At 75.7% G+C, this 13963-nt stretch carries 9 protein-coding genes; 7 read left to right on the forward strand and 2 right to left on the reverse strand.

All coding sequences use genetic code 11. From position 1 onward, the window contains the following. Positions 1-504 precede the first annotated feature (504 nt). Positions 505-1998 carry an aldehyde dehydrogenase (NADP(+)) gene (locus QK442_RS00005; RefSeq protein WP_282691629.1) on the reverse strand — a complete coding sequence of 498 codons (1494 nt, stop codon included), beginning with the start codon at positions 1996-1998 and terminating at the stop codon, positions 505-507. 139 nt (positions 1999-2137) lie between these two features. Between QK442_RS00005 and QK442_RS00010 the strand changes: the two genes are divergently transcribed. The 7 genes from QK442_RS00010 to QK442_RS00040 all read left to right on the forward strand — a co-directional run bounded on the left by QK442_RS00010 (position 2138) and on the right by QK442_RS00040 (position 12747). Next, the gene (locus QK442_RS00010; protein ID WP_282691630.1) at positions 2138-2908 is read left to right on the forward strand and encodes an IclR family transcriptional regulator; all 771 of its coding nucleotides are present in this window, start codon (positions 2138-2140) and stop codon (positions 2906-2908) included. 99 nt (positions 2909-3007) lie between these two features. Next, positions 3008-4456, forward strand: a complete 1449-nt coding sequence (locus QK442_RS00015; RefSeq protein WP_282691631.1) for a penicillin-binding transpeptidase domain-containing protein — start codon at positions 3008-3010, stop codon at positions 4454-4456. A 312-nt stretch (positions 4457-4768) separates the two neighbouring features. Then, complete coding sequence (locus QK442_RS00020) at positions 4769-5182, forward strand: hypothetical protein (RefSeq protein WP_282692030.1); 414 nt, start codon at positions 4769-4771, stop codon at positions 5180-5182. Between the two features lie 39 nt (positions 5183-5221). Beyond that, positions 5222-6409, forward strand: coding sequence for an MFS transporter (locus QK442_RS00025; RefSeq protein ID WP_282691632.1), 1188 nt, complete (start codon positions 5222-5224; stop codon positions 6407-6409). A 276-nt stretch (positions 6410-6685) separates the two neighbouring features. After that, positions 6686-8701: a SpoIIE family protein phosphatase gene (locus QK442_RS00030; protein ID WP_282692031.1), complete on the forward strand. Its 2016-nt coding sequence runs from the start codon at positions 6686-6688 to the stop codon at positions 8699-8701. Then, positions 8698-11475 (forward strand): SpoIIE family protein phosphatase, encoded by a 2778-nt coding sequence (locus QK442_RS00035; RefSeq protein ID WP_282691633.1) that lies wholly within the window; start codon positions 8698-8700, stop codon positions 11473-11475. Before QK442_RS00030 ends, QK442_RS00035 begins: the two co-directional genes overlap by 4 nt. A 69-nt stretch (positions 11476-11544) precedes the next feature. Beyond that, positions 11545-12747, forward strand: a complete 1203-nt coding sequence (locus QK442_RS00040; RefSeq protein ID WP_282691634.1) for an amidohydrolase — start codon at positions 11545-11547, stop codon at positions 12745-12747. Between the two features lie 15 nt (positions 12748-12762). Here QK442_RS00040 and QK442_RS00045 read toward each other — a convergent pair whose 3' ends face one another. Further along, the gene (locus QK442_RS00045) at positions 12763-13914 is read right to left on the reverse strand and encodes a hypothetical protein (RefSeq protein ID WP_282691635.1); all 1152 of its coding nucleotides are present in this window, start codon (positions 13912-13914) and stop codon (positions 12763-12765) included. Positions 13915-13963: the final 49 nt, after the last annotated feature.

The raw sequence follows: 13963 nt of genomic DNA on the forward strand, positions 1-13963 counted from the left end.
AGGCCCACAGCGATCTGGAGGCTCGGCGTACCACCGGCAAGCTGCTCGTCATACCCGATGCGACCGCTCTGGGACGCCGCGAGGAGACGCGGAGCTGATCGCGGGTGACGAGGTCGGGGATCGTGGAGACCGAGAGGTCGAGGACATGGCCGACCGTCATCGCCAAGATCCCCGACAGCGTCGCTCCGGGACTGACGGCGTGGGCGTGTTCGGCGGTAAGGCTGCCGCCCGCCTGACCGGAGTGAAGAACGGCTGACACACGCCCACAAGAGCCCCGCACTTGCCATCCATGGGGAGGGCGGGGGCGGGGCTTTCGTGCGCTCATCCCCGCAGGTCAACGGCCCCGAAACAACCTGGGGTTCCGCTGGTTCACGCGCAGGCGATGTCCGACCGGATCTCGACGCGCAGGGGTTTCCTTCTCCGGGGGGCGGGCTGTCCTCTTCGCAACGCCGCCCCCGGCGGATCTCATTCCGTTTCCGGGCCGGGTGTGAGCCGGAGCACGGGTCAGCGGCGGGGCACGCCCAGGGGGTTGTCGTCGCGGAGCTCCGGGGGGAGGAGGTGCTGAGGGGTCGACTGGTAGGTGACGGGGCGGAGCCAGCGTTCGATGGCGGTGGCGCCGACCGAGGTGGAGGTGGAGGTGGTGGCGGGGTAGGGACCACCGTGGTGCTGGGCGGGGGCGACGGCGACGCCGGTGGGCCAGCCGTTGACGAGGACGCGGCCCGCGAGGGGGGTGAGGACGGCGAGCAGCGGGGCGGCGGCCTCGTCCTCCTCGGCGATGTGCAGGGTGGCCGTGAGGTTGCCGGGCAGACGGCCGAGGACGGCGGTGATCTGCGTCTCGTCGGTGTAGCGGGCGACGACGGTGACGGGGCCGAAGCACTCCTCCAGGAGGAGCTCGTGGCCGCCGTCGGCGAGCCGGGCCGCGTCGACGGTGAGGACGCCGGCGGTGACGGCGTGCTCGTCGGCGGCGCCGGGGGCGACGGGGGTCTCGACGCCGTCGAGGGCGGCGCGCTCGGTGACGCCGTCGACGAAGGCGGCGCGCATCCGGTGGTCGAGGAGGACGGCGGGGGCGGCCTCGCCGACGCCCTCGGCGAGGGCGGTGAGGAAGCGGTCGCCGTCGTCTCCGGCCGGGGCGAGGACGAAGCCGGGCTTGGTGCAGAACTGGCCCGCGCCCAGGGTCATGGAGCCGGCCAGGCCCGCGCCGAGCTCCCCGGCCCGCTCGGCGACCGCGCCGGGGGTGAGGACGACCGGATTGAGGGAGCCGAGCTCGCCGTGGAAGGGGATCGGTACGGGGCGGGCGGCGGCGGCGTCGAAGAGCGCCCGGCCGCCGCGTACGGAACCGGTGAAGCCGGCCGCCGCGACCAGCGGGTGGCGGACCAGCTCGACGCCCGCCTCGAAGCCGTGCAGCAGGACGACGACGTCCTCGGGGAGCCCGCACTTGGCGGCGGCCCTGCGGAGCAGCCCGGCGGCCAGTTCGGAGGTGGCCGGGTGGTCGGGGTGGGCCTTGACGACGACGGGGCAGCCGGCGGCGAGCGCACTGGCGGTGTCACCGCCGGGGACGGAGAAGGCGAGCGGGAAGTTGCTGGCCGCGTAGACCGCCACGACGCCGAGCGGGATCTTCCAGCGGCGCAGGTCGGGGCGGGGCGGTACGGCCGACGGGTCGGGCAGGTCGATGCGTACGTCGAGGAAGGCGCCCTCCTCGACGACCTCGGCGAAGGCCCTCAGCTGGGCGGTGGTGCGGGCGAGTTCGCCGGTGAGGCGGGGGGAGCCGAGGGCGGTCTCGGCGTCGGCGGCGGTCACGACCTCGTCGGCGGAGGCGTCGAGGAGGTCGGCCGCGGTCCGCAGGAAGGCGGCCCGGACCGCGCGGTCGGCGAGGGACTCCCGGGTGGCGTGCGCGGCGCGGACCGCGCGGTCGACGTCGGCGGCCGTGGCCTCCGTCGCGGCCTGCTCGCGCCGCTTCCCCGTCCGGGGGTCCACACTCCACACTGCTGCTGCCGACACCGCCACACCCCTCGCTCGCTCGCGTTCACTATGATGAACGACGTTCTTGTGCATGAACTCTCGTGGTGGACTCTATTGACGCCACGGGTGTTCCCACAAGGTCCACAAGGTTGCCGGGGAGTCAGGGAGAGGCGGGGTCATGGCGGGTGCCGACGCGGGTGGGGCGCAGGTGAAGTCCGCGGTGCGGACGGTGGAACTCCTTGAGTTCTTCGCCGGGCGGCCCGGGATGCACACCCTGGCCGCCGTGCAGGAGGCCGTCGGCTACCCCAAGTCGAGCCTGTACATGCTGCTGCGGACCCTGGTCGAGCTGGGCTGGGTGGAGACCGACGCCACCGGCACCCGGTACGGCATCGGGGTGCGGGCCCTGCTCGTGGGGACCTCGTACATCGACGGCGACGAGGTCGTGGCCGCCTCCCGGGTCACCCTGGACCGGCTCTCGGACGACACCACCGAGACCGTGCACCTCGCCCGGCTCGACGGCACCAGCGTGGTCTATCTGGCCACCCGCCAGTCCCAGCACCACCTGCGGCCCTTCACCCGGGTCGGCCGCCGGCTCCCCGCCCACTCCACCGCGCTCGGCAAGGCGCTGCTCGCCACCCACGACGACGAGCAGGTGCGGCGGCTGCTCCCGGAGGAGCTGCCGGCCGTGACCGAGCGCACGATCACCGACCGGGAGCGGCTGATCGAGGAGCTGCGGACCGTGCGCGAGCTGGGGTACGCGGTGGACCGCGAGGAGAACACCCTGGGGCTGCGCTGCTTCGCGGTGGCGATCCCCTACCGCAGCCCGGCCCGCGACGCGCTCAGCTGCTCGGTGCCGGCCGCCCGGCTGACCCCCGCCCACGAGCAGCTGATCAAGGACGCCCTCTTCGACGCGCGCGACCGGCTGGCCCTGGCGACCCGGCGGCTCTGACGGGGGCACCGGGGACACCGGGGACCCGCATGAACGTTTCCTGAGAATCCGGGCGGATCCGGAACGCGTCCCGCCGCCCCGTTCGTCCCCTCTGGTGCCATGAACAAGACGATCAGGCGCACCTCGGTCTTCGCCCTGCTCCTCGTGCTCGCCCTCCTCGGCCGGGCCACCTGGGTGCAGGCGTACGAGGGGAAGGCGCTCGCGAACGACAGCAAGAACCGGCGGAAGACCATCGCGCAGTACGCGCAGCCGCTCGGGAACATCGTCGTGGCCGGGACGCCGGTCACCGGCTCGAAGCGCACCGGGAGCGGGGACCTGGCGTACGAACGCACGTACACGGACGGCGAGCTGTACGCGGCGGTCACCGGCTACAGCTCGCAGGCGTACGGCGCCACCCAGCTGGAGGGCATCTGGTCCGGGGTCCTCGACGGCACCGACGACCGGCTGAAGAACCCCCTGGACGCGGTCACCCGCAAGCGGCGGGAGCCCGGCACGGTCCTCACCACGATCGACCCGGAGGTCCAGAAGGCCGGCTACCGGGCGCTCGGCGGCAAGAAGGGCGCGGCGGTCGCGATCGACCCGGTCAGCGGCCGGATCCTGGCCATGGTGTCCACCCCCTCCTACGACCCGTCGCGGATCGCCGGGACGACGGACGGCGACGCCTGGAAGCAGCTGACGGAGGACCCGGACAAGCCGCTGGTCAACCGGGCGCTGCGGCAGCCGCTGCCGCCCGGCTCGACCTTCAAGCTGGTCGTCGCGGCCGCCGCCCTGGAGGACGGCCTGTACTCCTCCGTGGACGTGCGGACCGCGAGCCCCGACCCGTACACCCTGCCGACCACCCGGACCGTCCTGAAGAACGAGAACTCCGCCGCGCCCTGCGAGAACGCCACGATCCGCACCGCGCTCCAGTACTCGTGCAACAACGTCTTCGCGAAGATGGCCGCCGACCTGGGGCAGGACAAGGTGCGGGCGATGGCGGAGAAGTTCGGCTTCAACGACGACGAGCGGGACGTGCCGGTGCGGGCCTATGCGAGCGTCTACCCGTCCGGGATGGACCCGGCCCAGACCGCGCTCACCGGCATCGGCCAGTTCGACGTGACCGCCACCCCGCTCCAGATGGCGATGGTCTCGGCGGTGATCGCCAACGACGGGAGGCTCGCCGCCCCGCACATGGTCTCCGAGGTCGTCGACTCCGACGGCGACGCGCTGGAGTCCTTCGCCGACGGCGACACCACCCGGATCGTCTCCTCCGCCACCGCCGAGCAGCTGCGCAGCGCGATGGTGACGGTGGTGGAGGAGGGCACGGGCACCAACGCGGCGGTGGCCGGGGCCGAGGTCGGCGGCAAGACGGGCACGGCGCAGCACGGCGAGAACAACAGCAAGACGCCGTACGCCTGGTTCACGTCCTACGCGAAGGACCCGTCGACCGGGAAGCAGGTGGCGGTGGCCGTCCTGATCGAGGACTCGGGCGCGGCCCGCTCCGAGGTCAGCGGCAACGGCCTGGCGGCGCCGGTGGCGCAGAAGATGATGGCGGCGGCCCTGAAGTGACGCCTCCCGGGGCCGAGGTGACCTACGGGGCCTGAAGTGACGTCCCCCGTAGTCGAGGTGACCTACGGGGCCTGAAGTGACGTCCCCCGTAGTCGAGGTGACCTACGGGGCCTGAAGTGACGTCCCCCGTGGTCGAAGTGGCGTACGCCGGGCCGAAGTGACGTACGCGGGGCCCGGGCTGGCCCCGGCGGGCCTCCGCGCGGTATGCAGGAGCGCGCTCGAACGCGGAGCGCGCTTCTCGAACTTCCGATCCTGCTCGTCCCGCGGAGGACCGTCGTGCGTCGCCTGCCCCGTTCGCTGTCCGGCTGGACCATGGCGGTCTTCGGTCTCCTGGCCGCCGCCCTGGGGGTGGTGGGCCTGGTCGCCCCGGACGCCCTGCTCACCGTGATGGGGTTCGAGCCGGTGCCCGACGGCGGGCGGGCGGAGGGCGACCACACGCCGGTCTTCCTCACCGCCTCCTCCATGGCCGCGCTCAACATGGGCGTCTACTACGTGCTCGCCGCGCTCGCCGACTGGAAGGCGTTCTTCCGCTGGACGGTCCCCTTCCGGCTCCTCACCTGCGCCGTCTTCACCCTCGCGGTCGTCACCGGGCGCGCCCCCGCCGGCTTCCTCGGGGTGGGGCTGTGGGAGGGGCTGGGCGCCGTGGTGACGGGGGCGGCGCTGTGGCACGAGGAGAAGCGGTCCGTGCGGCCGGGGAGGGCCGCGCAGCCGGAACAGGGCAGGTGACCGATCCGCCGGGGCCGCCTCAGAGCTCACTCTTCGGCCATGCGCTGGTATCTGACGGGTGTGGTCGTGTCCGGGTTCGGGACGACGGCGATGTGGCTGGTCTCCGGGATCTGGGTCAAGTCGCTGACGGGTTCGGACGGTCTCGCGGCCCTGACCGCCTTCGCCCTGTGGGCCCCCGCCCTCCTCGGGCCGCTGCTCGGCACGCTCGCCGACCGGGTGCGCCGCCGTCCGCTGCTGGTCGTCCTCGACCTCGCGATGGCCGCCGTGCTGCCGCTGCTGCTCTGGGTGACCTCGGCCGACCGGGTGTGGCTGCTCTTCGCCGTGCTCGTGCTGTACGGGGCCCAGGGCGCCGTCCACGACGCGGCCGAGCAGGCGCTGCTCGCGACCGGCTTCGACAAGGAGCGGCTCGGCTCGGTCAACGGGTGGCGGATGACGGCCGGCGAGTCGACGAAGCTGATCGCCCCGCTGGTCGCGGCGGGGCTCTTCGCCCGCTTCGGGGGCGGTCCCGTCGCCCTCCTGGACGCGGCGACCTTCGTCCTCGCCGCGGGCGCCTTCGCCGCGGTGCGGGTCCGGGAGGGGCGCCCGGCGCCGGTCGCGCGGGAGCGGGGGGCGTGGTGGCGGGAGACCGCCGGGGGCGTCCGGCTGCTCGCCGCCTCGCCGGTGCTGCGGCCGCTGGTGGCCACCGGGGCCTTCACCATGCTGCTCGCCGGGGTGAACGGGGCGGCGGTGTACGCGGTGGTGGACCAGCGGCTCGGCCGGCCGCCCGCGTACGCCGGGGTGCTGTACGCGGTGCAGGGCGCCGGTTCGGTGCTCGCGGGGCTGACCGCGGGGCCGCTGCTGCGCCGGGTGCCGGAGCGGCTGCTCGCCGCCGCCGGGCTCGCGCTCTTCGCGGCGGCGGCCGGGGTACGGGCGCTGCCGTACGAGGCGACCGCACTGGCGGCGAGCGCCGTGATCGGGCTCGGCCTGCCGTGGGTGCTGGTGGCGGCGATGACGGCGGTCCAGCGGGAGGCCCCGGCGGAGGCGGTCGGCCGGACCGCGGCGACCGCGCACACGGTCCTCTTCGTGCCGAACGCGGTGGCGCTGGCGCTGGGCGCGGCCCTGGTCACGGCCGTCGACGTCACGGCGCTGCTGCCGCTGCTCGCGGTGGCGGGCCTGGCCTGGGCGGCGGTCGCGGCCACGGCTCCGGCACGCGCGCGTACCGGAGCCGTACCGGACGGGCGGTCCTGACCGTCCCGCCCCGGCAACCCGTGTGCGCCGCTCGTGGTGCGTGGCCGCGGGGGGCCGGGGAGCATGGAAGAGCATGGGCGGGGTGTGCGGGCTCGGCGGGAGGAGGGCAGCGTGACGGCCGGTTCCTTCCCAGAGACGGGCACGGGGACGGAGGAGGGGCGCGGCGGCGCGCCCGGCGGCGGTGCGGGGGCTGCCGGCGGCGGTGCGGGCGCGCCCGGCGGCGGCGCGGCCGGTGGCAGTGCCTTCGGGGCCGGGACGGCCTTCGACACGCGGGGCCTGCTCGACGTCCTCGGGGTGGCGGCCGTCGTGGTGGACTCGGCCGGGCGGATCGTGCTGTGGAGCCCGCAGGCGGAGACCCTCTTCGGCTACCCCGCCGACGAGGCGCTCGGGCAGTACGTGGCCCGGCTGATCGTCGGCGAGGAGCACCGGGACGAGGCGGTGCGGCTCTTCGGCGAGGTGCTGCGCGGCGGCACGACCTGGGCGGGCACCTTCCCCGTACGGCACAAGGACGGCTCGACCCGGCAGGTGGAGTTCCGCAACATGCGGCTCACCGACGACCTGGGCGACCTGTACGCGCTCGGCATCGCCGCCGACCGGTCCGCGGTCGCCCGGGTGGAGACCGAGCTGGCCCTCTCCGACCGGCTGGTCTCCCAGTCCCCCATCGGCCTCGCCGTCCTCGACACCGACCTGCGGTACGCGCTGGTCAACGCGGCCCTGGAGCGGTTCAACGGGATCCCGGCCTCCCGCCACCTGGGCCGGCGGCCCTCGGAGGTGCTCGCGCCCCTGGACGCGGGGCCCCTGGAGGCGGCGGCCCGGCAGGTCCTGGAGACCGGGACGCCGCTGCTCGACCTCCAGGTGACGGGTTCCACCCCGGCGGACCGGGAGGGCGGCGAGCACGCCTGGTCGGTGTCGTTCTACCGCCTGGAGGCGGGCGAGCGGGTGCTCGGGGTGGCGGCCTGGGTGATCGACGTGACCGAGCGGCACCGGGCGGACGCGGCGGCGGACCGGTCCCGGCGGCGCCTCGCGCTGCTCGCGGACGCCTCGGCGCGGGTGGGCACCACCCTGGAGGTGGAGCGGACCGCGGACGAGCTGGCGTCGGTGGTGGTGCCCTCGCTCGCCGACGTGGCGGCCGTCGACGTCCTCGACTCGGTGCTCTCGCTGCGCCGGCCGGGCGCCCCCGAGGAGGGGGAGGGCCCGGCGCTGTTCCGGGCGCTCGCGGTGAAGGCCGGGCACGAGACGGAGGCGCTGCCCGCCGCCGACCCGCCCGGCGCGGTCGCGATGTACGGGGCGGACCGGCTGGTCACCCGGTGCGTGCGCACCGCGCGGCCGGTCCTGGTGGCCCGGGTGGGGCCGGAGGAGCTGCCGCGGATCGCGCGCAGCCCCGAGGCGGCGCGGCAGCTGGCGCGGGCCGGGGTCCACTCGTACCTGGCGGTGCCGCTGATCGCGCGCGGCGAGGTGCTCGGGGCGCTCGACCTGAAGCGGGACCGGCACAACCCGCTGCCGTTCGACGAGGACGACGTGCTGCTCGCCGTGGAGCTGGCCGCCCGGGCGGCGGTCGGCATCGACAACGCCCGCTGGTACCAGAGCATGCGCAACTCGGCCGTGACCCTCCAGCGCAGTCTGCTGCCCGGCGATCCGCCCGCCCGGCCCGGCCTGGAGGTGGCGGCCCGCTACCAGCCGGCCCAGGAGTCCAGCGAGGTCGGCGGCGACTGGTACGACGTGATCGCGCTGCCCGACGACAAGACGGCCCTGGTGGTGGGGGACGTGATGGGCAGCGGGATCGACGCGGCGGCGACCATGGGCCGGCTGCGGACGGCCACCCGGGCCTTCGCCGACCTGGACCTCTCCCCCACCCAGGTGCTGCGGCACCTGGACCGGATCACGGTCGGCCTGGAGCACTTCATCGCCACCTGCCTGTTCGCGGTGCACGATCCCCGGCGGGGCCGCTGCCGGATCGCGAACGCCGGGCACCTGCCGCCGGTGCGGCTTCCGGCGGACGGCCCGGCCGAGCTGGTCGGCCTGTCCCCGGGGGTGCCGCTCGGCGTCGGCGAGGGCGCCTCCCGCACCGCCCGGGTGCCGTTCCTGCCCGGTGACCGGCTCGTGCTGTACACGGACGGGCTGATCGAGACCCGGGACACCTCCATCGACGAACGGCTCGCGCTGCTCGTCTCCCTCGTCGACGCCACCCGGGACCTGTCCCTGGAGGAGAGCTGCGACCGGCTGCTGCGGGACCTGCGCAGGCCGGGGGCCCCGGACGACGTGGCGCTGCTCATCGCCCGGAGCACGGCATGAGGGCGCGCCGGGGCCCGCGCCCCTCGGGTAACGGTTCGGGGCTGCGGAGCCTCGCCGGGCAGGTCCTCGCCCTGGAGGCGGTGATCGCGCTGCTGCTGGTCGTGGCGGCGGTGCTCGTCACCTTCCAGCAGGCCCGGCAGGACGTGCTCGGCGACGCCCGGACGCGGTCGCTGGCGGTGGCGGAGGCCTTCGCGAAGGCGCCCGGCGTGGACATGGCGCTGAAGTCCCCCGATCCGACGGCGGCGCTCCAGGAGCGGGCGGAGCAGGTCCGGCTGGCGACCGGGGTGGACTTCGTCGCGGTGCTCGGCCCGGACGGGGTGCGGTACACGGACGCGGTGCCCGCGCTGATCGGCGAGAAGGCGACCGGGGACCTGTCACGGGCGACGGTGGACGGCGAGTCGTTCACGGAGACCTTCCGGGGGGAGCCCAACGACGCGGTACGGGCCGTGGTGCCGGTGGTGGACGACGACGGCCGGATCGTCGGCATGGTGACCAGCGGCATCGAGGTGGAGTCGATCAGCGACGCGGTGCAGGGGCGCCTCGTGGTGCTGCTGGCCGCGGGCGGGGGCGCCCTGCTCCTCGCGGTGGGCGGGGCGGCGCTGGTGTCGCGGCGGCTGCGGCGGCAGACGCACGGGCTCGGGCCGACCGAGATGACCCGGATGAAGGAGCACCACGAGGCGGTGCTGCACGCGGTCCGCGAAGGGGTGCTGATCGTCGGGGCGGACAAGCGGCTGCTGCTCGCCAACGACGAGGCGCGGCGGCTGCTCGGCCTGCCGGCGGACGCCGAGCGGCGGCCGGTCTCGGAGCTCGGGCTCGATCCCCGTACCGTCGAGCTCCTGGAGTCGGGGCGGACCGCGACGGACGAGGTGCACCGGGCGGGCGACCGGCTCCTCGCGGTGAGCGTGCGCCCCACCGTGCCGGACGCCACCGGTTCGGGCAGCGTGATGACGATGCGGGACACCACCGAGCTGGCCGCGCTGTCCGGGCGGGCGGAGGTGGCGCGGGGACGGCTCCAGCTGCTCTACGAGGCGGGGGTGCGGATCGGGACGACCCTGGAGGTGGTCCGGACGGCGGAGGAGCTGGCGGAGGTGGCGGTGCCGCGGTTCGCGGACTTCGCGACCGTGGAGCTCCTCGAACCGGTGCTGCGGGGCGAGGAGCCGCCGCAGGACGCGACGCTGTCGGAGATGCGGCGGACCGCGCTGACCGGGGTGCGGGTGGAGGAGGCGCTGCAGCCGGTGGGCGAGGTGATCCCGTTCCATGTGCCGAGCACGCCGATGGCGGTGGCGCTGACGACCGGGCACGCGGTGGTGGAGCCGGAGCTGGCGGCGGCGGAGGGCTGGCGGGCGCAGGACCCGGAGGGGGCGGCGCGGGCGCTGGCGTACGGGATGCATTCGCTGGTGACGGTGCCGCTGCTCGCCCGGGGCGTGGTGCTGGGGATGGCGAACTTCTGGCGGGCGGACACGGAGGGGTCGTACGGGGAGGAGGACCGGGAGTTCGCCGAGGAGCTGGCGGCGCGGGCGGCGGTGGCGATCGACAACGCGCGCCGGTTCACCCGGGAGCACACGATGGCGGTGACGCTCCAGCGGAGCCTGCTGCCGCGGGTGCTGCCCGAGCAGAGCGCGGTGGAGGTGTCGTACCGCTATCTGCCGGCGAAGGCGGGGGTGGGCGGCGACTGGTTCGACGTGATCCCGCTGCCGGGGGCGCGGGTGGCGCTGGTGGTGGGCGACGTGGTGGGGCACGGGCTGCACGCGGCGGCGACGATGGGGCGGCTGCGGACGGCGGTGCACAACTTCTCGACGCTCGACGTGCCGCCGGACGAGATCCTGGGGCATCTGGACGAGCTGACGGGGCGGATCGAGGAGGAGGCGGAGCCGGCGGCCGCGGCGGGCGACGGCGGCCGGGGGCGGCCGGAGGAGAGCATCACCGGCGCGACCTGCCTGTACGCGATCTACGATCCGGCGTCCGGGGTGTGCACGGTGGCGAGCGCGGGGCATCCGGGCCCCGCGGTGGTCGGCCCGGACGGGCGGGTGGAGTTCCCGCCGCTGGCGCCGGGGCTGCCACTGGGGCTGGGGCTCGGGGACGTGCCGTTCGAGTCGACGGAGCTGCGGCTCGCGGAGGGCAGCACACTGGTGCTCTTCACGGACGGGCTCCTGGAGGACCACGGGCGGGACCTGGGGACGGGGCTGCGGCTGCTGCGGAGCTCCCTGGAGCGGCCGGAGCGGAGCCCCGAGCAGATCTGCGCGGACGTGCTCGCGAACCTGCTGTCGCCGGCGCCCCGGGACGACATCGCGCTGCTCGTGGCGCGGACCCGGCGGCTCCCGGCGGACCGGATCGCCGAGTGGGAGGTGGCGCGGGACCCGGCGGCGGTGTCGCCGGTACGGAACGCGGCGGCGGCCAAGCTCGCCGAGTGGGGCCTTGAGGAGACGGTCTTCGCGGTGGAGCTGATCCTGAGCGAGCTGGTCACCAACGCGGTGCGGTACGGGGCGGAGCCGGTGCGGGTGCGGCTGCTGTACGACCGGACGCTGGTGTGCGAGGTGTCGGACGGCAGCAGCACCTCGCCGCATCTGCGGCACGCGGCGGAGACGGACGAGGGCGGGCGGGGCCTGTACCTGGTGGCGCGGTTCGCGGAGCGGTGGGGCACCCGGTACGGGCGGCGGGGGAAGACGATCTGGGCGGAGCTGCGGGTGGGCCCGGACGGCGGGGCCCCCGCCGCCCCGGGTCCGGCGCCGGCGGCGCCCCTGGACCTGGACGCGCTGGAGAAGCTGGCTTGGTGAGGGGCGGCTGGACCGCCGGACGCCAGATGGTATACCAAAAGGATGCCGTCAGCGCCCGAAGGAGACCCCATGAGCCCCACGCCCCGCGCCGCGATCCTCTTCCACGACGTACGGCCCTTCGGCGGCCCGGCCCGCGACCTGGCCGCCGTCGACGGGGTGCTGGTCCCCGAGCTCCCCGAGGGCGCGGTGGTCGAGCGGGTCGACGGCGGCGGGCGGCTCGCCCTGCCGACCCTGGTCGACGCCCACATCCACCCGGACAAGACCTCCTGGGGCGAGCCCTGGCACCACCGCCGCCCCGCCGCGGGCATCGCCGAGTACGTGGCCGGGGACGTGGAGCTCGCCCGCGCGCTGCCCACCCCGGTGGGCGAGCGGGCGCTGCGCCTGATGTCCCACGCGGCGGCGCGGGGCACGCGCGCGATGCGGGCCCACGCGGACGTGGCCCCGGCCTACGGCCTGGCCGCCGTCGAGGGCGTCGCGGAGGCCGCCGCGAAGCTGGCCGGGGTCGTCGACGTCGAGCTCGTCGCCTTCCCGCAGCACGGCGTGGTCCGCGCGCCGGGCACGGCGGAGCTGCTCGCGGAGGCGGCGGCGAGCGGTCTGGTCAGCCATCTCGGCGGCATCGACCCGACCGGTTTCGACGCCTCCGGCGGCCGGGAGGGCGACCAGCTGGGCCTGGTCTTCGGCCTCGCCGAGCGGCACGGCCTGGGGCTCGACATCCATCTGCACGACCGGGGCGAGCCGGGGCTCGCGGTGCTCCGGGACATCGCCGCCCGCACCCGCGCCACCGGTCTCGGCGGCCGGGTGGCGGTGGCGCACGCCTTCGCGGTCGCCGGGCTGACCGGCCGCCGACTGGACGACATGGCCGATCTGCTCGCGGAGGCCGGGGTGGCGCTGACGACGGTCGCCCTGGGCGAGACGACGATCCTGCCGTTCCGGCGGCTCGCCGAGCGCGGGGTGACGGTCGGCCTCGGCTCGGACGGCGTCCGCGACAGCTGGAGCCCGTACGGCGACGGCGACATGCTGCACCGCGCCTGGCTGGCCGGCTGGGCCCTGGACGCCCGGCTCGACGAGGAGCTCGAAGCCTGCTTCGCGCTCGCCGCCGAGGGCGGCGCCGCGCTGATGGGCCTGCCCGCCGCCGATCTGCGCCCGGGCTCCCCTGCCGACTTCATGCTGGTCGAGGGCGAGTGCCTGCCGCAGGTCGTGGTGGACCGGCCGCCCCGGGACCTGGTGGTCCGGGCGGGCCGGGTGGTGGCCAGGGGCGGCCGCCTCGTCTGAGCGGTTCGGCCTGATCTAGCCCAGTTCCGCCAGGGCGGTGCGGACCGCCGCGAGATCGGCCTCGGAGGCCAGCCCCGCGTGGTAGAGCCGGAGTTCGGTGGCGCCGTCGGCGAGGGCCTTCCGGGCGTCCTCGGCGAGACGGCCGGGGGCGCCGCCCATGCCGGTGACGACGGAGAGGTTGGCGGCGAGGGCGGCGCCGGGCGGCAGGTGCGCGGCGAAGGCGGCGAGACGGCCGGGGCGGGCCACCACGCCGTCGGCGAGGCCGAGGACGTGCGCGGGGTCGGTGCCCGCGTCGGCGCCGCAGCGGTACGGGTCCGGGTCGGCGTGCAGCAGGATCCGGAAGCCGGGCGGGGCGGCGGCCCGTACGGCGGCGACCGCGGCCTCCTGGAAGGAGCGGGCGGTCCGGGCGCGCCAGGCGAGGGCGGGCGCCTCCAGGTCGCCGAGGTCCCCGGCGGGTCCGGTGCCGGCCCAGACGGGCGCGAGGGCGGCGCGGACGGCGGCGGCCAGCGCCTCGGGGTCGGCGCCGGTGTCCGCGTACCCCTGGCGGCAGTGGGGGCAGAAGCAGAGCGAGAGCAGCAGCTGGGCGCGGTCGTCGAGGGGGATGCCGCCGGTCTTGTCGTGGGCGTGCAGATGGGCGTAGCCGTACCAGCCGCAGGACTCCAGTTCGGTGCCGGCGGCGCCTGGCCGTACGGCGGCCTCGGCGGCGAGGTCCACGAGCAGTGCGCGGACCTCGGGGTGGGCGATGCAGGGGGCCCAGGGGTAGCGGTCGCCGTACGCGTCGACCACGGAGGTGTCCGGATGCTCGGCGCCGAGCCGGGAGTTGTGGGCGAGGACGACCCAGCTGTGCACGGCGAGGCCGGTCCCTTCGAGGGCTTCGGCGGCCCTCGCCCAGGCGTCGCCGGGGGCCCAGTCGCCCGCCGGGTACGGGGCGAGCCGGCGACCCTCCCAGCGGGCCGGGTCCGGCGGGTAGAGCACGGCGGCGTGCTCGGCGGTGACGACCCGGTGGTCCGGGTGGCGGGGGCTGAGCGCCCGGGTGGAGTGGTAGGCGGCGGCGAGGGTGACCTGCCGGAGGCCGAGTCCGGCGAGGAGCGCGGGGGCGGCGGGGTCGCCGTCGACGTCCCAGGGGTAGAGGAAGGCTCCCGTTCGGGGACGGGCGGGGGTGGTCACGAGCGCTCCCGGGAGTACGTGCCGCACAAGTCCGAAATCGTTCACATGC

This window comes from Streptomyces sp. CC208A (genome assembly GCF_030010625.1).
Classification (GTDB): domain Bacteria; phylum Actinomycetota; class Actinomycetes; order Streptomycetales; family Streptomycetaceae; genus Streptomyces.